The sequence below is a fragment of the Streptomyces sp. NPDC002994 genome (assembly GCF_040611155.1).
Taxonomy (GTDB): Bacteria; Actinomycetota; Actinomycetes; order Streptomycetales; family Streptomycetaceae; genus Streptomyces.
Genome location: NZ_JBEXNQ010000027.1, coordinates 73,551 through 90,768, shown reverse-complemented (window position 1 = coordinate 90,768; position 17,218 = coordinate 73,551). Strand labels below are relative to the sequence as shown.

Sequence of the window (17,218 nt, the reverse complement as noted above, 5' to 3'; positions counted from 1 at the left end):
CATCAGGCTCCGGCAGGGGGCTTCAGTCTGTCTGTCCCGGGTCTCAGCCGGTCCTGATGCGCATGAAGGTGACGGAGTGGGCGGGGAAGGTGTACGTGAAGCTGCCGGCCACCCCGTCGAGGGTGGAGCGGCGTGGCTTGATCGGCTGGTCGGTGGGGGTGTTGACGGCGTCAGGGGCGCCCTGGAGCGTGGTCAGGCGGGCCTTGGACGACGCGATGGCGCTCTGCCCGCCAAGGTCGATCTTCGTACGGGCGGGTGCGTCCTGGGCGTTGACGACCTTGACGATGAGTTCGCCGGTGGCCTTGTCGCGGGTGACGACCTGGCGGAAGGGCTCGGCAACCTTGTCGTCGGTGAAGCTGCCCCACTCCTGGCCGTCCAGGAAGAGGGTCACCTGCCGGCCGCGCACCTGGACCTTGACGTCGTACGTACGGCCGCTCTCGATCGTCGTACCGCGCTCTATGAGGGTCTGCTTGGCGCCGCCCACGGCCTTCTCGACGACGGAACGGGTGTTGCCCCAGCCGCCGAGGTTCCACCAGTAGTAATTACCGGTGTCCTTGACCCCGAAGGCGATGAGGAAGCCCTCCTTGCCGGATTCTTTCGTGGCCTTCAGCTTCAGGTCGTAGTCGTGCCACGCGGCGTCACCGGCGGTGACCAGGGTGTTCTCGGCCGCCGCGTCGGACTGGACGTACGCGCCGTCCTTGACGGACCAGGAGCCGGTGCCCGCCGCCTTCGTCCAGCGGCTGTCGTCGCCGGAGAAGTCGTCGGCGAAGAGGGCGGCGCCGTCCGCCGACGTGACGCGCACGTCGTCGTACGCGGCTGCGGTCGCCCAGGTGGAGAGGCCGACGGCGCCGGTGATGGGGCCGCTGACGGCGGGGGTGCCGGACGCCCGGCTGCGTACGACCTCGTCACCGACGTTGTTCATGAAGAGCTTCTGCGTCTCGTAGCTGGCGCTGCCCCATGAGGTGGTGTTGTCGAACCAGATCATGTTCGGCCGCCACTGCGCGTCATTGGTGTCGGCGAGGAGCGGGGCGTACGAGGCGAGCTTGACGATGTCCGCGTTGCGTTCGAGGCCGGTCATGTAGGCGGCTTCGGCGAGGGCGTTGGAGAAGCGGTTGTCGAGTGACGCGTACTCGCCGAGGAACACCTTGGGTCCCTGGCGGTCGTAGGCGTCGTAGCGCTCGTTGTTCTCCAGGAACCACTGCGGGCTGTTGTAGTAGTGCTCGTCGACCATGGCCACCTTGGCGTCGCGGTTCAGCTGCCAGGCGCGGTCGAAGGTGGTGCCGCTGTCGTCGGGGCCGGAGTTGCTGATGACGGTGATGGCCGGGTACTTGGCCTCGATGGCCTTACGGAACTCGGTGAAGCGCGCGAAGAACTCGTCGGGCAGGTTCTCCTCGTTGCCGACTTCCAGGTGGGTGAGGCCGAAGGGCTTGGGGTGGCCCATCTGCGCCCGCTTCTTGCCCCAGGGGGAGGTCACGGGTCCGTTCGCGAACTCGATGAGGTCGAGCGTGTCCTGGATGTGGCGCTGGAGCAGCTCGGGGTCGTCGGTCGCCTTGTTCTGGCCGCAGCCGGTGACGAGGGCGGGGACTACGGGCAGGGCCATCGCGCCGATGTCCTCGGCGTACTGGAAGTACTCGTAGTAGCCGAGGCCGTACGTCTGGTTGTAGCCCCAGAAGTTGGCGTTGACCGGCCGCTGCTCGACCGGGCCGACGGTGTCCTTCCACTGGTAGGAGCGCTTGCGCTCGAAGTCGGGGGCCTCGTACGCCTCATGACTGCCGGTGTTGACCAGGCAGCCGCCGGGGAAGCGGAGGAACCCGGGGTCCAGGGCGGCGATCTTTTCGGCGAGGTCCTTGCGCAGACCGTTCGGGCGGCCCTTGTAGGTGTCGCGGGGGAAGAGCGAGACCATGTCGAGCCGTACGGTACCGCTGCCGCCGGCGGTGACGGCGAGCCGGCCGGCGCCGCTGGTGGTGCGCGCGGTGAGCGTTCCCGTGTACTTCGTCCAGCGGTCGCCGCGTGCGGTGACGCGCAGGGGGCTCGCCAACGGGGTTGTTCCGTCGCGCAGTTCGATGTTGAGTGGCGTTCCTCGCGGCTGGTCGGTGCGCGCCCACACCGAGAAGTCGTACTTCTTTCCCGCCTGAACCGCGATCCCCGCGTTGTAGCCGGAGTTCGCGACGCCGAAGCGTCCACTGTCGCTGTCGCCTGTGCCGTGGAGGTCCAGCCGCAGATAGCGACGGTTGCGCTCGTTCAGCCGCCCGCCGTCGTCCACGACGCGCGCTGTGCCGGTAGCTCCGGCGGTCGCGGTTTCCTTCCAGGCGGTCAGCGGGGTGTACGCGCGGTTGTCGGCGGGGTCGTACTCGAAGGAACGATTCTGCACGAGCTCGGCGTACAGCCCGCCGTCAGCGGCGTGATTGATGTCCTCGTAGAACACGCCGTACATCGAGTCGTCTATCGCGGGCCCGGCACTGGCCGGGTCGACGCTGATGGAGTAGTCGGCGGGCTCCACCTCCGCTGCGGCCGGGGCCTCGCTGGGTGCGACGACGAGCGCGGCCGTCAGGCCGGCGAGGACGGCCGCGACAACGAGGCCGCGTCTGGGCTTCTTTCTCTGGCTCTGCATATGGGCTCCTGGCGTTCGTTCGAAATATCGGACATTGACCACAATCCCGAACGAGAACATAGGCAGGCGCCCACCGCAGGTCAACTCCCCTGCACCAGAAGGAAATTATTCGCAGCGGATTACGCGCGTCGCCGGAGGTCGATGTCCGCGTCCGTCGCGTAGCTCTGAGTCCAGTGGCGCCCGGCGTCCGACGCCCATGTGACGTGGACGGTGTCGCCGTCGATCCGGACGCGGTCGACGGTGATCACGCGCTCCCCGGTACGTACGTCCCCGCGGCGCAGCTCGCCGGCCTTGACGGTCGGGTACGTGTCCTTGACCTGCGCCTGCGCCTCGTCGGCCGCCCGCAGAAGGGCCGCCGCCAGCTCCCGCGCCTGTTCGGGAGTGGCGACCAGGGGGACGTACGCACTGCCCCGCGCGCCGATGTGGATCTGCCCCGCCGCCGCGTTCACGGCCGGTCCCGTGGCGACCTCGACGGCCTCCACGGGGGCCGCCGGACCGTCCGGGGTGTACATGCGGATGTCGGGCATGGTTTTTCTCCTCAGGCGTGCGCGCCCACCGTGACCGTGCCGGCGGACGCTTCGGCAATGCCCTCCATGATCTCCCCGACACGGCGCACCTCGTCAGCAGGCGTACGGCGCCGCGCGCTACCAGTCGCCGTCGGCCACCGGCTTCCCCGGTGCGTCGCCGAGCGGCTTCACCTGATGCGGCGACGGCTGCTGCCACGGCGTGTGGTCCTCACCCAGCCACTCGCCGACCGGCCGCACCCCGCCCAGCGTGTCCGTGGGCGCCAGGTCCTCGCCGTCGGCGTCGTAGTAGTCGAACCAGGGCAGGCCGGCCCGTGTGTACGCGGCCCGGTCGACGGGAGACCGCGGGGGCTCTTCCCCGGTGATACGCCGCCACTCCGGCGGCGTCACCAGGTGCACGAAGACCCGGCCCGACGGCTCGGCGGCCCAGTCCGATGCGGGCCGGTCGTCCTTGTAGACCTCCTGGCGCATGGAGCCGCCCACGCCGAGTCCCATCGCCGCCCCTGGCGACCGGGGCGCGGGCGCACTGCCCCAGCCGCCACCACCGGCGGACATCATGGCCGGGGCGGCGGCCGCCCCCGGGGCAGGCATGCCGTACGCGCCCCCGTGCTGCGGCATCGCGGCCCGCCGCTCAGCCGCTCGCCGCTGCTCCTCCCGCCACGCTTCCAGCGGGCCGTCGGCGAGCGGCCACGACTGCAGTTGCAGCCCGCCCCACTTCTCCTCGCCGGTGACCTGGCCCTCCACGGTCGCGCCCATGCCCAGCGGCACCGCGACGAACTGGCGCACCGTGCCCGTCCCGGAGTTGATGCCGTCGAGCCAGGGCTGGCGCGGCAGGACCAGGTAGTTCTGCGGGCCGCGTGACAGCCGGCTGTTCCACGGCTTGCCCGACACCGCGCACACCTTCCCGACCGCCACCTGGAGGGCGCCGGGTTCCACTGTTCCGGCGAAGCTCAGCCACATCGCTTCGCGCAGATACACGGGCAGCATGACGCCGCCTCTGGCGAGCCACTCCTGCGGCACCGTGGCGGCGTAATCCTCGACCCTGCGCAGCGGGAAGTGACCGAGGCCCGGCGGAAGGGCGTGCGTCCCCTTCTCGGGCAGGCGCAGTGTGCGTACGAAACGCACCCGCACCCCGCCCGGCAGCAGCAGACTGTCTCCGTCGATCCGTACGGCCCCGTTGGTCACCGGCGCGTTCCCCTCGCTTCGGTTCTACTGGTCGCTCCCGGTGTTATAACGCCGGTGCCGTACCGTCCGGTTCCATTCGAAGGTTTCTGTCGTTCCCGTGAACGGGCCCGTGGCGGTGTCGCCGAAGTAGCGGATCCGGTAGACACCGGGGGGTGTGTCGGCGGGGACGTCCCAGGTGACCGTCACTGTGGACGCCTGTGGGGCTGACGCACTCGCTCTGGTCCAGCGGAAGGTGGTGGACCAGTCGCCGTCGTCGGCGATCCTGGTCCATTCCCCGGTGTCCCTCCTTTCCACCGCCAGATAAGTGCCTCCCCTGCGCAGGTCGTTGCCGGGATGGGAGCCCACGAAGCGGGCCGTGACCCGGGTGTCCGTACGGACGAGGGAGAGGACGTCACCGAAGTGCCTTCCGGGGTGCGGTACGTCGCTCCCCCGTCGCCGGTACCGCGTGCGGGGCGGCCGTATGCGCTCCGGCGTGCCCGGGGCGACGGGTCTGCCGTCGCGCATGGCTGCCGCGAGGCCGGCCGCGCTCTGGCAGAGGGCCGGCAGCTCCCAGCGGCCGAAGAGTGTGCTGCCGCCCTCGTACTCCTGGGCGTCGTACTCCTGCGGTGTCGTCACATAGTGCGCGTACGCGTTGCTGTAGCCCGCGACCAGTACGTTCCTCAGTTCCGCGCCGACGATCGCGGCGACGGTACGCCGCAGCCGCAGTCCCGCCACGATCGTGACCTCGGCGGGAAGGCCGACGAGGTGGAGCGGGCCGATGCGCAGCAACTGCACCGGCAGCCGTTCCTGGACCATGGGGCGGACACGGTTGACCGGCCCCGCGGGCAGGCACATTCCCTTGGGTGCCTGAGCATCGCGCAGCCGGGGCGCGAGGGGGTAGACGATCTGGTGCGACAGGGTGTCCCAGAGCAGGTTGCGGCCCGGCCTGAAGCCCTTGAACGCCGGTCCGTCCGCCCAGGCCCCCGCGAAGGCCGCCGCGCCCGCGACCGGGCCCGAGGTGCGGTGCGTACGTCCGTCTCCGGTGAATTCGGGCCGTACGGTCACACGGGAAAGGTTCACGTGAGTGAGGCGGGCGTCCAGGGCGCCGGGGATCTCGTCGCCGTACAGCGCGGCGGCCGCCTCGTACTGGCGGGTGCCGATGATGCGGGTGTTCTCGAACTCGTCCTCGGTGGGGCCGCTGCCGGGCGCGAGGCGTAGGTTCGGTGACATGTCCCCGGCGTTGGTCTGCGCGAAGGCGGCGACGACGCCGGGGTCCTCCGCTTCCCAGTGGGAGGCGGCGTAGCCCTTGTTGTCGGCGCTGATGAGCGTGTTCGTGTTGGTCATGCTCGTGTTGTGCGTGGCGAACCAATTGACCGTTCCCGTGAGCCGTCCGTTTCGCTCGATGCGCAGCAGCGTGGTCTGCGGGTCCACGGCGTCCGGGAAGTGCGCTCTGTCAGCGGCCGGGTTGCGGTCGAAGGCGCGCTTGGAGCGGTTGACACTGGCCTTGTGGAGCTCGCCGTGGGCCAGCCGCAGTACGGCAGGGGCGAGGTCGGCGTGTGCCGCTTCCGAGGCCTCCACGATGCCGTCGACGATCGCACCGTAGGTGCGCTCTCGGAAGCCACCCGTGTTGCTGTTGTAGAGCGCGTGGTGGAAGTAGCCGCCGGGCCCGCAGTGGGTGTGCGTCGCGGTGATCATGACGTTGGACTCGGTGTAGCCGGAGGGCAGTCGCCGAAGCACCGCTCGTACGACTCCTGCCGACATCAGCGGCAGTTCGCACACCACGAGCAGCAGCCGCCGTTCACCGTCCGCGAAGGCGTACGCGCGCGCGTGCAGGCGGGTGTGGATTCCGGTCGTCTGCTGGCCGGCCTTGCCGTACCCGAGCATTCCGCACTCGGCCGCCTCCCCCGTGATGTCGGCGACGCCGCATCCGGCGAGGTAACTCATCAGTCGAAGAGGTCGGGGTCGGACGCCGTGATCTGCTCCCACAGTGGCTGCGCCTGGAACCAGCCCGCGAAGTGGCCGCCGATCTGGGAGCGGGTGTGCACCGCGGTGTCCCGGTCGATGAGCTTCGGCGTACCCGCGGCCATCGCCAGCAGCTGTGCCTGGCAGGAGCGTTCCATGGTGATGAACCACCAGACGGCCTCGGCGACGGATTCGCCGACCGTCAGCAGGCCGTGGTTCTGGAGGATGACGGCCTTGTACGAGGCGAGGGCCGCGCCGATGCGCTTGCCCTCCTCCGCGTCGCTGACCACACCCCGGTAGTCGCTGTACATGCCGTGGTCCTCGAAGAAGGCGCAGGCGTCCTGGGTGATCGGGTCGAGCGGTATGCCGAGGCTGGAGAACGCCTTGCCGTGAAGGGAGTGGGAGTGCGCGGCGGCCAGCGCGTCGGGGCGCGCCTTGTGGACCTCCGAGTGGATGACGAACGCGGCCCGGTTCACCGGGCGGTTGCCGTGCAGGAGGTTGCCTTCGTGGTCGACGAGGATCAGGTCGGACGCCTTGATCCGGCTGAAGCTCATGCCGAAGGGGTTGACCCAGAACGAGTCCGGGTTCTCCGGGTCACGGACGGTGATGTGTCCCGCGACGCCCTCGGAGAACCCGAACTTGCCGAAGAGCCGGAATCCGGCGGCCAGTTGCTCTTTGCGGTAGCGCCGTTCCTCTTCGACGTCCGCCGATCCGAAGGACGGCGGCGTCGGGAGCGTGACTCCTTCGGGCATGGGTCCGGCGGCTGCCGCGATGACCTCGGACATGGTGGGGGGCGTCGCTTCGGGCATGGTGTGCCTCCTCGTCCATCGGATACATTCGCGTATCCGATTACGGGTCCGGATGCTTTCCGAGGCCGTACGCGCTGTCAAGGGTCCGGACGAAGGGACCCGGACTTTCCGGGAGTGAGGTGGGCGGATGCCGAAGGGAACGACCAAGCGGCGGCCGCAGACGCTGGCACGGCTGCTGGACGCCGCGCGCGAGGTGTTCGCCGAATCGGGCTTCCAGGGCGCCGGGATCGAGGACATCTGCCGACGGGCCGGCTACACCCGTGGCGCCTTCTACTCAAACTTCCGGACCAAGGACGAGCTGTTCTTCGCGCTCTTCGACGCGCACGCCGACCGTGAGCTCGGGCGCATCGCCCGGACGGCGGCGGAGTTCGGCGACGACGAACTGACCCTCGACCGGATCGCCGAAGTGCTGGCGTACGTCGATCCGGACGAGCGCACCTGGTTCCTGGTGACCACGGAATTCACGCTGTACGCCATCCGCGACCCCCGGGCGGCCCGGGTGCTGGCCGATCATGACGCCCGGCTGCGCGCGGAAGCGGTCCGGCTGCTGCGCGACCTCTTGGAGCGGGCCGGGCTGCGGCCCACTGTCGACCTGGACGACCTGGTCAGGGTCCTCATCGCGATGCGGGAGGGGGCGCTCGGCCAGAGTTACGTCGAACCGGAGCGGCTCGCTCCGGGAGCGCTCGCCCGCCGGTTCGTGCCGCTGCTGCTGGCCGCGTCAACCACCCAGGATGAGCCGCACCCGCGCTGCTAGTCAGTAGTCGCCAGTCGGTACTAGTCGGTGGACTTCTGCCACATCTTGGTGGCCGTCTTCGGGTTGGACGCGGAATTCGATTTGTGCGTGACCAGACAGCGATACTGCTTGCCCAAATAGGCGGCACGGTCATTCACTGAATACTGCCGATTGACTTTCCACTCCGAAAATCCCGCTGCCATGTCCTGACGCCCTTTCGACGGACCGGCTCGCTGCCGGCCCCTGCGAATCCTCCCACGGCCGGACGAGCCCGTCGCCCGGCATGCCGTCCTGAGCTGCTACGACACCTGGTCCGAGGGCCACTGTCAGTGGTCGGGTGCACACTGGCTCGTATCTGAGACATCGGCGTCCTGGAGGTGTCGGCCATGACCGACGTACTGCTCACTGTAGGAACACGTAAGGGGCTCTTCATCGGCCGCAGGCGCGGGGATGGAGAGTGGCAGTTCGACGGGCCTCATTTCAACGCGCAGGCGGTGTATTCGATCGCCATCGACGCCCGCGGCGCGGTGCCCAGGCTGCTCGTCGGCGGGGACAGCCTGCACTGGGGTCCTTCGGTCTTCCACTCCGACGACCTGGGCGCGACCTGGGTCGAGCCGAAGCAACCTGCCGTGAAGTTCCCGGAGTTCACCGGCGCGTCGCTGGAGCGAGTCTGGCAGCTGCGTCCGGCCGGGTCCGAGGCGCCCGGCGTGGTGTACGCGGGGACAGAGCCGGCCGCGCTGTTCCGGTCCGAGGACCGTGGCGAGTCCTTCGAGCTCGTACGGCCGCTGTGGGAGCACCCGACGCGCTCGCAGTGGGTGCCGGGCGGTGGCGGCGAGGGGCTGCACACGATCATCACCGATCCGCGGGACGCCCGGGCGGTGACGGTCGCGGTGTCCACGGCCGGCGTGTTCCGCTCGCTGGACGGCGGGGCGAGCTGGGCTCCGTCCAACAAAGGGGTGTCGGCGGTCTTCCTGCCCAATCCCGACCCGGAGTTCGGCCAGTGCGTACACAAGATCGCCCAGGACGCGGCTGATCCCGACCGGCTGTATCTGCAGAATCACTGGGGGGTGTTCCGCAGCGACGACGCCGGAGCCAACTGGTCGGACATCGGCGCGGGGCTTCCCTCGACGTTCGGCTTCGCCGCGGCCGCGCATCCGCACCGCGCGGACACGGCGTACGTCTTCCCCATCACGGCGGACTCCGACCGGGTGCCCGCCGACAACAAGTGCCGGGTCTACCGCACCGGGGACGCCGGCAAGAGCTGGGAGCCGCTGTCGACGGGTCTGCCGCAGGAGCCGCATTACGGAACCGTGCTGCGCGACGCGCTCTGTACGGACGACGCCGACCCGGCGGGCGTGTACTTCGGCAACCGCAACGGCGAGCTCTTCGCGAGCGCGGACGACGGGGACAGCTGGCAGATGCTCGCCTCTCATCTGCCAGATGTGCTGTGCGTGCGGGCCGCCGTCATCGGTTGACCGTGGCGGCGGAGCCGCCGATCCCCGGTGTGGCCGGCCGGGGATCGTCGGCTCCGCCGGGGTGGCGTCATGCCAAGGCGGTGCGCAGGTACGCGGCCGCCTGCGCGAGGGCACGGCCACCCGCGTCGAGGGTTCCTGCCATGGCGAAGAAGCCGTGGGCCACGCCCGGGTAGCGGGTCGACTCGACCGGGACACCGCTGTCGCGCAGGCGTTGGGCGTACTGCTCACCCTCGTCGCGCAGCGGGTCGTACTCGGCGGTGATCACCAGCGCCTGTGGCAGACCGGCATGGTCAGCTGCCCGCAGCGGGGATACGAGAGGGTTGTTTCCGTCCTCGGGGGAGGTCAGGTAGTTGTCCCAGTACCACTGCACGGACTTGCTGTTGAAGAGCAGCGGATCGTTGTTCTCGCGGCGGGAGCCGGTGTCCGCGAGGTAGTCCGTATTGGGGTAGACGAGCAGCTGGGCCCGGATGGCGGGGCCGCCCGCGTCCCGCGCCATGAGGGTCATGGCGGCGGCGAGGTTGCCGCCGGCGCTGTCGCCTCCGACAGCGATGCGCGAGGGGTCGGCGCCGAGGCGTGCGGCGTGCTCGGCGGCCCAGCGCAGGCCCGCGAAGCAGTCGTGGAGTGCGGCCGGGAACTTGCTCTCCGGCGCCAGGCGGTAGCCCACCGCGATGGTGAGGCAGCCGGCGGCATTGGCCAGGCTCCGGCAGATCGCGTCGCTCGTCTCGATGCTCCCCAGTGTCCAGCCGCCGCCGAAGAAGTACACGAGGACGGGAAGGGGGCCCGGGCCGGCGTCGGGACGGTAGACGCGGACAGGAAGTGTTCCGGCGGGCCCTGGTATCGACTCGTCGAGCACTTCGCGTACGGGCTCAGGCGTTCCCGCGTCGGCCCGCACGGCGGCGAGGTCGGCCGCCCTGGCCTCGTCCAGTGTCATCTCGTACAACGGTCGGGCGCCTTGCGCGGAACGCTGGTCGTACAGGGCTTGGAGCTGCGGATCAAATGCCATGGTCTCTCCGGTCCGGCCGGGCCGGCTGCGGCCCCGTCGGGTTCCGCGCCGGTGTCTTGGCCAGTCACCGTACCTGCCTGGCCGGCGCCGTGATCTTGAACCGGCCGATTCGACCGCGTACGGCTGCCTACGGCAGTTGCCAGTTCACCGGTTGCGCGCCCTGGCGGACCAGCAGTTCATTGGTGCGGCTGAACGGCCGCGACCCGAAGAAACCGCGGTCCGCCGACATCGGTGACGGGTGCGCGGACTCGATGGCCGGGAGGTCGCCGAGCAAGGGCCGCAGGTTACGGGCATCACGCCCCCACAGCACGGACACCAGCGGCTTTCCGCGCGCCACGAGCGCCCGGATCGCCTGCTCGGTGACCTCTTCCCAGCCCTTGCCGCGATGCGCCGCGGGCTTGCGAGGAGCCGTGGTGAGCGCCCTGTTGAGCAGCAGCACACCCTGACGGGTCCACGGAGTCAGGTCACCGTTGGACGGCCGGGACAGGCCGAGGTCCGTGTGCAGCTCCCGGTAGATGTTCTCCAGGCTGCCCGGCAGTTGGCGTACGTCGGGCGAGACCGCGAAGCTGTGGCCGATGGCCATTCCCGGCGTCGGGTACGGGTCCTGACCCACAATCAGGACACGTACCTCGTCGAAGGGCTGCTGGAAGGCGCGCAGGACATGCGCTCCGGCAGGAAGATAGGTGCGGCCTGCCGCGATCTCCGCACGCAGGAAGTCGCCCATCGCGGCGATGCGCCCGGCCACAGGACGCAGCGCGTCGGCCCATCCGGGCTCGACCAGTTCGTTCAACGGTAGTGCTGCCACGGCAGATCACTCTACCGGCGTACGGCGCACGGATGCTGCCGGGCCAGGCGCGAGAGGCTCCGGATAGGCTGCCGCCGTCACTCCTCTTCTTCCTGGAGCCGGTCCTTGAGGTCACGCGGGCGTTCGTCGTGGGTGCTGGGGGTCGACTCCGGCGGGTCGGGGCTGCGGGTGGCGCTCGCGGAGGCTTCGGACATCGGGCGTACCCGGACCGCCGCGTCGCGTGAGCCCGTACGCACGGGGCCCGCCGGCATCGACGCGGCGCATCTGCTGGACCAACTGCTGCCCATGGCCCGCGCGCTCCTCGGCGACGCCGAAGACCGGGACCGCGACGCCGAAGACCCGGACGGCGACGCGTCCGCCGCCACGATCGGCGCCGTCGCCATCGGCGCGGCCGGGATGGCGACCCTCGGCGACGATCTGCGGGCCCGGCTGCCCGGGGCGCTGGAGAGCGCGCTGGGCGTACGGCGCCTCGCGCTGGCCGCCGACGCCGTCACGGCGTACGCCGGAGCGCTCGGCCTGCGGCCGGGAGCGGTGGTCGCGGCCGGCACCGGCATGATCGCACTGGGTACGGACCTGGCGGACTGGCGCAGGGCCGACGGCTGGGGGCATCTGCTCGGTGACTGCGGCGGCGGTGCCTGGATCGGCCGTGCCGGGCTCGAAGCGGCGATGCGCGCCCACGACGGGAGGCCCGGCGGCTCCCCCGCGCTGCTGACCCGTGTGGAGGCGGTTTTCGGTCCCGCGCCCGAGCTGCCCGGCCTGCTCTACCCCCGCGCCGACCGCCCCGCCGTGCTCGCCTCGTTCGCGCCGGAAGTGGCCCACTGCGCGACGGCGGAACCCGCCGATCCGGTCGCGGCGGGGATCCTGCGGGACGCGGCCCGGCACATCGCCGACGCCGCCGTTGCCGTCTGCCCGCAGGCCGGGGCGTGCGAAGTGGCCCTCACCGGCGGCCTGTTCAAGATCGGCGACCCGCTGCTCGTACCGGTGCGGGCCGCACTCGCCGAGCGACTGCCGCACGCCCGTACGGTGTCGGCGTCCGGAGATCCGCTGGCCGGAGCCGTGCGCGTCGCCGCCTCGCTCGCCACCGACAGCCTGCGGCTGCCGGTCGACGGGCGCCTGCTGCACGTACCGACAGAGCAGGGCAGTTGAACTCAAAGCGACTCACGGGATAAATGCGGACAGACACCGCTTCAATGCGCCCTCCCCGAACAGCCAAGCACACAAACCCAGTAGCATGCGGCGCCATGAGCTCCCCCACTGGGCCCGCATCCGGCCTGCCTGTACGAATGCCGCGACCACGACAGTCCGGACGGCACCGCCGGCCGGAACCCGCGGTGGCGCCCGAGGGCGCGCCCGCGCTTGTCCTCGCCGTCCCCGGTACCCCGGGCAGCGCGTCGCGCAGCCTGGCGGAGGAAGTCGTCAGTATCGCCCGTTCCGAGCTGCCCGGTCTTGACGCCCGGATCGGCTACCTCGACGGCGACAACGCCGAGTACCCCACTCTTGAGAGTGTCCTGGCGCACACCGCCACCGAGCGCACCGCCCGCTACGAGCAGGCGCTCGCGGCGGGCCGCGAGGTCGCCGAGCCGGAGGGCCCAGTCGCCGTCGTGGTGCCGCTCCTCGCCGGCCCCGAGAACGCCCTGATGCGCCGGATACGGCAGGCCGTCATGGACAGCCGTGCCGCCGTCGAGCTGACCGACGTCCTCGGCCCGCACCCGCTGCTCGCCGAGGCCCTGCACGTGCGCCTGTCCGAGTCAGGTCTGTCCCGCGCCGACCGCGCCAGGCTGTTCACGGTCGCCACGGCGGCCGACGGCATCATCCTGGCCACCGTGGGCGGCGACGAGGCCGTGCAGGCCGCCGGCATCACCGGCATGCTGCTGGCCGCGCGTCTCGCCGTACCGGTGATCGCTGCCGCGCTCGACGAGGAAGGATCGGTCGGCGCCGTCGCGGAGCAGCTGCGCGGTTCCGGCTCGACCCAGCTCGCCCTGGCGCCGTACGTCATCGGTCCCGAGGTGCCCGACAGCCTCCTGGACGCGGCCGTCAAGGAGGCGGACTGCGCGACCGCCGAGCCGCTGGGTGCCTACCCGGCGATCGGCAAGCTCGCGCTGTCGCACTACACGACCGCGCTGGGCATCGCCCCTCAGCAGCAGGCGCAGGGCATGCCTGCCCACTGAGCACGGCGAACGCCTGGGGGTCCGCACCGAGCGACGAGCGACCGGTGCGGACCCCCTGGGCGTTCCGGTCAGCCGAAGACGACGCAGGAGGCCGCCGGCGCCTCGATGGAGCCCGCCCGGCGCGGGATGCCCGTCTCCTGGTCGATGTCGAACCAGGTGACGTCCCCGGAGCGTTCGTTGGCGACGTAGAGCCTGCGCCCCGAAGGGTCCAGGGCGAGGTCCCGCGGCCACTGACCGCCGCACTCCACCGTCGTCACGAACTCCGCCCTCGCTCCCGACTCGTCGAGCGCGAGGACGGCGATGCTGTCGTGCCCCCGGCCCGCCACCCACAGGAAGCGCCCGTCGCGGGCGACGACGACCTCGGAGGGGTACGTCGGCCCTTCCGTGCCCGGGGCCACCACAGGAGCCTCACCGAGCGGTACGAGCACTCCGGACTCGGCGTCCCAGCGGCAGACGGTGACGGTCGGCTCCAGCTCGCCCAGGACGTACGCGTGACCGCCCGCGGGGTGGAAGGCCAGGTGGCGCGGCCCGGAGCCCGGCCGCAGCGCGGTCTCGGTGTGCACCCGCAGCGTCCCGGTGGTCGCCGCGAGCGCGCAGACCCGTACGGAGTCGGTGCCGAGGTCGACGCTGAGCACCCACCGTCCCGTGGGGTCGGGCAGCACCTGGTGGGCGTGCGGTGCGGCCTGGCGGTCCTGGTCGGGGCCGTTGCCGCGGTGGTGCAGTACGCCGGTGGCCGCTTCCGGGGCGCCGTCCGCGCCCACAGGGAGCACCGTGACGCTGCCCGAGCCGTAATTGGCGGTCAGCAGGTGCCCGGCGGCGAGCGCGAGGTGGGTGGGCCCGGCGCCGCCCACAAGGACCGGCTCGCCGGCCGGGACCGGGGCGCCGTCGCCGGTCACGTCGAAGGCCGCGGCCGCCCCGTCGTCGGTCTCACTCACGGCGTACAGAACCGTTCCATCGGGGGCGAGCGCGAGGAACGACGGGTCGGCGACGGCGTCGGTCGATCCGAGCACGGTCAGCGCGCCCGTCTCCCGGTCCACGGCGGCGGCAACGATCCCGCGCCCGCCTGCCGAGGTGAACGACCCGATGAACGCCCGCCCGGACCGCTCGGCCCGCCCAGCCCGCTCGGCCTCGTTGCTGCTGCTCACCGTGGAGCCCCTTTCCGCCAGTTGACCGCGTACAGCCGCAAGAGCTGTGACAGCTTTGATCACATTCTGCCGGGGTGCCGACGTTCGACGGTAGTAGCCGGTCTAGACCACTTCGGCGCGGTCAGCGTGATGCCGAGCGCGGCACGGTGTCCAGCGGGGAGCGCGGCGAGCTCCGCAAGGGCTCGTCGAGCTGGGCGAGCAGTGTCTCCAGCCCGTGCAGATGGGCGAGCGCCGGCTCGGCGGGGAGCGGCACGGGGTCGGCGGCCGATGTCGTGGTGTCCTCGGTGCGGCGTACGGTCCCGGGCGTCCCGGGCGTCGCCGGCGAGACCAGCGCCCCTACCGCCGCTTCGACGCGCCAGCAGGCCGCTGCGAGCCGGGCGTCATGGCCCGCGTACGGGTCCGCCGCCACGGAAGCCAGTCCCCGTACCTCGCGGGCGCATTCGTCGAGCAACGCGAGCACCTGGCGCGCCCGGGCCTTGCGGGCACGGAACGGGCTGAGCGGATGGATCAGCGGCGCGAGGGACAGCCGTACGCGCCCGAGCAGCAGCTCCAGTTCGGCGGCCCGCGGAGCCGGGTCGGCGACGTCTGATCCCGCCAGCCGTGCGACAGCCTCGGCCGTGCAGGCGCGCACGCAGTGCAGGGCGCGCTGGATCCAGGCGTCGGTGGCGCCGTGGGTGGTGACGGGCAGGACGAGGGCGACGGCGAGGGCCGCGCCGATCGCGCCGACGGCGGTCTCCTCGAAGCGCAGGAGCAGCAGTCCTGGGTGCAGGACGCCGAGCAGTCCGTACAGCAGACCGGCCATGACGGTCACGAAGAACATCATCCAGCTGTACGAGGGCGCGGCCGTGTAGAAGATCCCGAAGACGCACACCGCGACCAGCGCGGCGGTCGGCACTGGGGCCCCGGCGATCGGGACCGCGATCAGCAGGCCGGCTCCGATGCCGGCGACCGTACCGAGTACGCGTCGAAAGCCCCGTACCAGGGTCTCGCCGCGCGCCGTGGTGTTGACGAAGATCCACCAGGCGGTGCCGACGGCCCAGTACCAGCGCTCCTGGGAGAGCAGCTGGCCCAGGGCGAGCGCGAACGCGCACGCGGCGGTGACCTGGAACGCCTGGCGGGTGGTGGGCCGGGCGAGGCCGCGCCCGGTCAGCGGGGCCGGGGCGGCGGGCGGCGCGGTGCGCCGCTCGATGCACCACGCCCCGAAGCGCACGGCGGCCGACACGGCGACGGCGAGCGCGACGGCGGCGTACAGCTCGGGCAGCTGGCCGGGGACGGCGTGCAGGAACTGGACGGCGAAGAACTGCATGAACGCGAAGATGCCGAGCGCGTGCCCGCGCGGCCCCCACCGCCTGGCGTACGCCCCGCAGAAGACGACCAGGAGAAACGCCAGGTCGCGCAGGAGCGGCGCGCCGTGCAGGGCCGTCGCGAGGGCGAGGACGGGGAAGCCCGCGACCGGGAGCAACGCGGTCGTGACGGCCTGGCGGCGCGTGGTCGCGTCCTGGACGGTGAAGAGTGCGAGGAGCGCGGCGAGTCCCGCGGTGATGGAGGCGGTCAGGGACAGCCCGGCCAGTTCGGCGGCTGCCACCGACAGGCCCACGCCGATGACGGCGCGCGCGGAGACGCGCAGACGCAGGAGCCCCGGATCAGGAGCGGTAAACATCCTCTTCACGACGGTAGGTTCCGCCCCCCTTGCTCTTCAGACTTCACACTTCAGACATGGCAAAGGCGCCGCGGGTCCGAGGCGGCTTCGTTGCCGTCCGGCGCTGGCGGCGCCATCAATGAGTAAAGGAAAGCATCAAGAGGCACACTGGCTCAACTCGATGAGATCTCACTGGGCCATTGGTACTGTTTACGATCAGAAGACCGGGCCAGAAGGAGACCAACGGATCATGGCAGTGGACGAGCTCGACACCCGCATCCTGCGACTCCTCATCGAGCAGCCGCGCACCAGCGTGCGCGAGTACGCCCGTCTCCTGGGCATCGCCCGCGGGACGCTCCAGGCCCGGCTCGACCGACTGGAGCGCGACGGCGTGATCACGGGTACGGGCCCCGCCCTGTCCCCCGCCGCTCTCGGCCACCCCGTGCTCGCCTTCGTACACGTCGAGGTCACCCAGGGGCATCTGGACGAGGTGGGTGACGCGCTGGCTGCCGTACCCGAGATCATCGAGGCGTTCTCCATCACCGGCGGCGGCGACCTGCTGACGCGGGTGGCGGCCCGCGACAACGGGCATCTGGAGGACGTCATCCAGCGGCTGATCCAGATTCCCGGCGTCGTACGGACACGGACCGAGGTGGCGCTGCGCGAGCGGGTACCGCACCGGCTTCTTCCGCTGGTGGAGTCGGTGGGCAGGGCGGCGGCCGCGAAGCGGGACTGACCGCCGGGCTTGGCATGCTGGTGCCATGAGCCACCCGCACCGCACCTCCGTCGGGCTGGTCACCGGTAGCCAAGGGGTGTTCGGCTTCACAGGCACGTTTGTCACGTCGTTCCGCGCAGAACGGGCGACGCCGGCCCAGGACCGGACCGGGTGGGTGATCGTCGGAGCTGACGACTACGCCCTTCACCGTGAGGGCTCGCTCTTCCTCGCAGGTCTGCGAGATGCTGGCCGGGCCTAGAACACTGAGAGGACGTACGCCGGGCATACGGCGCTCCATTTTTCGTACTGCACGTTCCATCGCCCTTGCAGACCGCCGAGTTCGTCATCCGCAACTTCACCGACCGGACGCCCAGGTCCTGCGCGAGGCCCGGAGAACCACCGTCTGCAGGGGGAACGCGACGAGGCACTGGCCAGCGACCGGATCAGCCCGCGCAGCATGATCCG

The 17,218-nt window shown here is 71.0% G+C and carries 16 protein-coding genes; 6 read left to right on the top strand and 10 right to left on the bottom strand.

From position 1 onward, the window contains the following. Window positions 1-43: 43 nt before the first annotated feature. From ABZX79_RS29640 to ABZX79_RS29620, 5 genes are all read right to left on the bottom strand, one after another. Window positions 44-2,611 carry an alpha-L-arabinofuranosidase C-terminal domain-containing protein gene (locus tag ABZX79_RS29640; RefSeq protein WP_355264327.1) on the bottom strand — a complete coding sequence of 856 codons (2,568 nt, stop codon included), beginning with the start codon at window positions 2,609-2,611 and terminating at the stop codon, window positions 44-46. 119 nt (window positions 2,612-2,730) lie between these two features. Next, window positions 2,731-3,138, bottom strand: a complete 408-nt coding sequence (locus ABZX79_RS29635; protein WP_355264324.1) for a hypothetical protein — start codon at window positions 3,136-3,138, stop codon at window positions 2,731-2,733. A 117-nt stretch (window positions 3,139-3,255) separates the two neighbouring features. Beyond that, window positions 3,256-4,320 carry a hypothetical protein gene (locus ABZX79_RS29630; protein WP_355264321.1) on the bottom strand — a complete coding sequence of 355 codons (1,065 nt, stop codon included), beginning with the start codon at window positions 4,318-4,320 and terminating at the stop codon, window positions 3,256-3,258. Window positions 4,321-4,344: 24 nt separating this feature from the next. After that, window positions 4,345-6,243: a neutral/alkaline non-lysosomal ceramidase N-terminal domain-containing protein gene (locus ABZX79_RS29625; protein WP_355264318.1), complete on the bottom strand. Its 1,899-nt coding sequence runs from the start codon at window positions 6,241-6,243 to the stop codon at window positions 4,345-4,347. Next, window positions 6,243-7,013: a class II aldolase/adducin family protein gene (locus tag ABZX79_RS29620; RefSeq protein WP_355264382.1), complete on the bottom strand. Its 771-nt coding sequence runs from the start codon at window positions 7,011-7,013 to the stop codon at window positions 6,243-6,245. Before ABZX79_RS29620 ends, ABZX79_RS29625 begins: the two co-directional genes overlap by 1 nt. Before the next feature lie 184 nt (window positions 7,014-7,197). Between ABZX79_RS29620 and ABZX79_RS29615 the strand changes: the two genes are divergently transcribed. Further along, window positions 7,198-7,824, top strand: a complete 627-nt coding sequence (locus ABZX79_RS29615; RefSeq protein WP_355264315.1) for a TetR/AcrR family transcriptional regulator — start codon at window positions 7,198-7,200, stop codon at window positions 7,822-7,824. A gap of 20 nt (window positions 7,825-7,844) precedes the next feature. On the opposite strand, the gene ABZX79_RS29610 is transcribed toward ABZX79_RS29615, so the two are convergent. Then, the gene (locus ABZX79_RS29610) at window positions 7,845-8,006 is read right to left on the bottom strand and encodes a carbohydrate-binding protein (RefSeq protein ID WP_355264312.1); all 162 of its coding nucleotides are present in this window, start codon (window positions 8,004-8,006) and stop codon (window positions 7,845-7,847) included. A gap of 183 nt (window positions 8,007-8,189) precedes the next feature. Between ABZX79_RS29610 and ABZX79_RS29605 the strand changes: the two genes are divergently transcribed. Further along, entirely contained in the window at window positions 8,190-9,278 is a 1,089-nt protein-coding gene (locus ABZX79_RS29605) for an exo-alpha-sialidase (protein ID WP_355264309.1), read from the top strand. A gap of 67 nt (window positions 9,279-9,345) precedes the next feature. Here the strand turns inward: ABZX79_RS29605 and ABZX79_RS29600 are convergent, their stop codons facing one another. Together ABZX79_RS29600 and ABZX79_RS29595 are read right to left on the bottom strand one after the other, a co-directional pair. Continuing rightward, the gene (locus ABZX79_RS29600) at window positions 9,346-10,281 is read right to left on the bottom strand and encodes an alpha/beta hydrolase (protein WP_355264306.1); all 936 of its coding nucleotides are present in this window, start codon (window positions 10,279-10,281) and stop codon (window positions 9,346-9,348) included. A gap of 127 nt (window positions 10,282-10,408) precedes the next feature. Further along, the gene (locus ABZX79_RS29595; protein WP_355264304.1) at window positions 10,409-11,086 is read right to left on the bottom strand and encodes a uracil-DNA glycosylase; all 678 of its coding nucleotides are present in this window, start codon (window positions 11,084-11,086) and stop codon (window positions 10,409-10,411) included. 105 nt (window positions 11,087-11,191) lie between these two features. On the opposite strand from ABZX79_RS29595, the gene ABZX79_RS29590 reads away from it, so the two are divergent. Both ABZX79_RS29590 and ABZX79_RS29585 read left to right on the top strand, forming a co-directional pair. Then, a complete protein-coding gene (locus tag ABZX79_RS29590) occupies window positions 11,192-12,232 on the top strand; it encodes a BadF/BadG/BcrA/BcrD ATPase family protein (RefSeq protein WP_355264303.1) in 1,041 nt (346 codons plus the stop codon). 95 nt (window positions 12,233-12,327) lie between these two features. Then, window positions 12,328-13,254 (top strand): hypothetical protein, encoded by a 927-nt coding sequence (locus tag ABZX79_RS29585; protein ID WP_355264300.1) that lies wholly within the window; start codon window positions 12,328-12,330, stop codon window positions 13,252-13,254. Between the two features lie 68 nt (window positions 13,255-13,322). Here ABZX79_RS29585 and ABZX79_RS29580 read toward each other — a convergent pair whose 3' ends face one another. Then, on the bottom strand, window positions 13,323-14,399 hold the full coding sequence (locus tag ABZX79_RS29580) for a lactonase family protein (protein WP_355264297.1): 1,077 nt from the start codon (window positions 14,397-14,399) through the stop codon (window positions 13,323-13,325). Window positions 14,400-14,520: 121 nt separating this feature from the next. Further along, on the bottom strand, window positions 14,521-16,059 hold the full coding sequence (locus ABZX79_RS29575) for an FUSC family protein (RefSeq protein WP_355264379.1): 1,539 nt from the start codon (window positions 16,057-16,059) through the stop codon (window positions 14,521-14,523). Window positions 16,060-16,288: 229 nt separating this feature from the next. Between ABZX79_RS29575 and ABZX79_RS29570 the strand changes: the two genes are divergently transcribed. Continuing rightward, complete coding sequence (locus ABZX79_RS29570; protein WP_355264294.1) at window positions 16,289-16,774, top strand: Lrp/AsnC family transcriptional regulator; 486 nt, start codon at window positions 16,289-16,291, stop codon at window positions 16,772-16,774. 25 nt (window positions 16,775-16,799) lie between these two features. Beyond that, window positions 16,800-17,012, top strand: a complete 213-nt coding sequence (locus tag ABZX79_RS29565) for a hypothetical protein (protein ID WP_355264291.1) — start codon at window positions 16,800-16,802, stop codon at window positions 17,010-17,012. The last annotated feature ends 206 nt before the right edge of the window (window positions 17,013-17,218 follow it).

Bases quoted from the DNA above. Each gene is read 5' to 3' on its own strand.
- ABZX79_RS29640 (WP_355264327.1), bottom strand. From the start codon at position 2,611: ATGCAGAGCCAGAGAAAGAAGCCCAGACGCGGCCTCGTTGTCGCGGCC.
- ABZX79_RS29635 (WP_355264324.1), bottom strand. From the start codon at position 3,138: ATGCCCGACATCCGCATGTACACCCCGGACGGTCCGGCGGCCCCCGTG.
- ABZX79_RS29625 (WP_355264318.1), bottom strand. From the start codon at position 6,243: ATGAGTTACCTCGCCGGATGCGGCGTCGCCGACATCACGGGGGAGGCG.
- ABZX79_RS29620 (WP_355264382.1), bottom strand. From the start codon at position 7,013: ATGCCCGAAGGAGTCACGCTCCCGACGCCGCCGTCCTTCGGATCGGCG.
- ABZX79_RS29615 (WP_355264315.1), top strand. From the start codon at position 7,198: ATGCCGAAGGGAACGACCAAGCGGCGGCCGCAGACGCTGGCACGGCTG.
- ABZX79_RS29610 (WP_355264312.1), bottom strand. From the start codon at position 8,006: ATGGCAGCGGGATTTTCGGAGTGGAAAGTCAATCGGCAGTATTCAGTG.
- ABZX79_RS29605 (WP_355264309.1), top strand. From the start codon at position 8,190: ATGACCGACGTACTGCTCACTGTAGGAACACGTAAGGGGCTCTTCATC.
- ABZX79_RS29600 (WP_355264306.1), bottom strand. From the start codon at position 10,281: ATGGCATTTGATCCGCAGCTCCAAGCCCTGTACGACCAGCGTTCCGCG.
- ABZX79_RS29585 (WP_355264300.1), top strand. From the start codon at position 12,328: ATGAGCTCCCCCACTGGGCCCGCATCCGGCCTGCCTGTACGAATGCCG.
- ABZX79_RS29575 (WP_355264379.1), bottom strand. From the start codon at position 16,059: ATGTTTACCGCTCCTGATCCGGGGCTCCTGCGTCTGCGCGTCTCCGCG.
- ABZX79_RS29570 (WP_355264294.1), top strand. From the start codon at position 16,289: ATGGCAGTGGACGAGCTCGACACCCGCATCCTGCGACTCCTCATCGAG.
- ABZX79_RS29565 (WP_355264291.1), top strand. From the start codon at position 16,800: ATGAGCCACCCGCACCGCACCTCCGTCGGGCTGGTCACCGGTAGCCAA.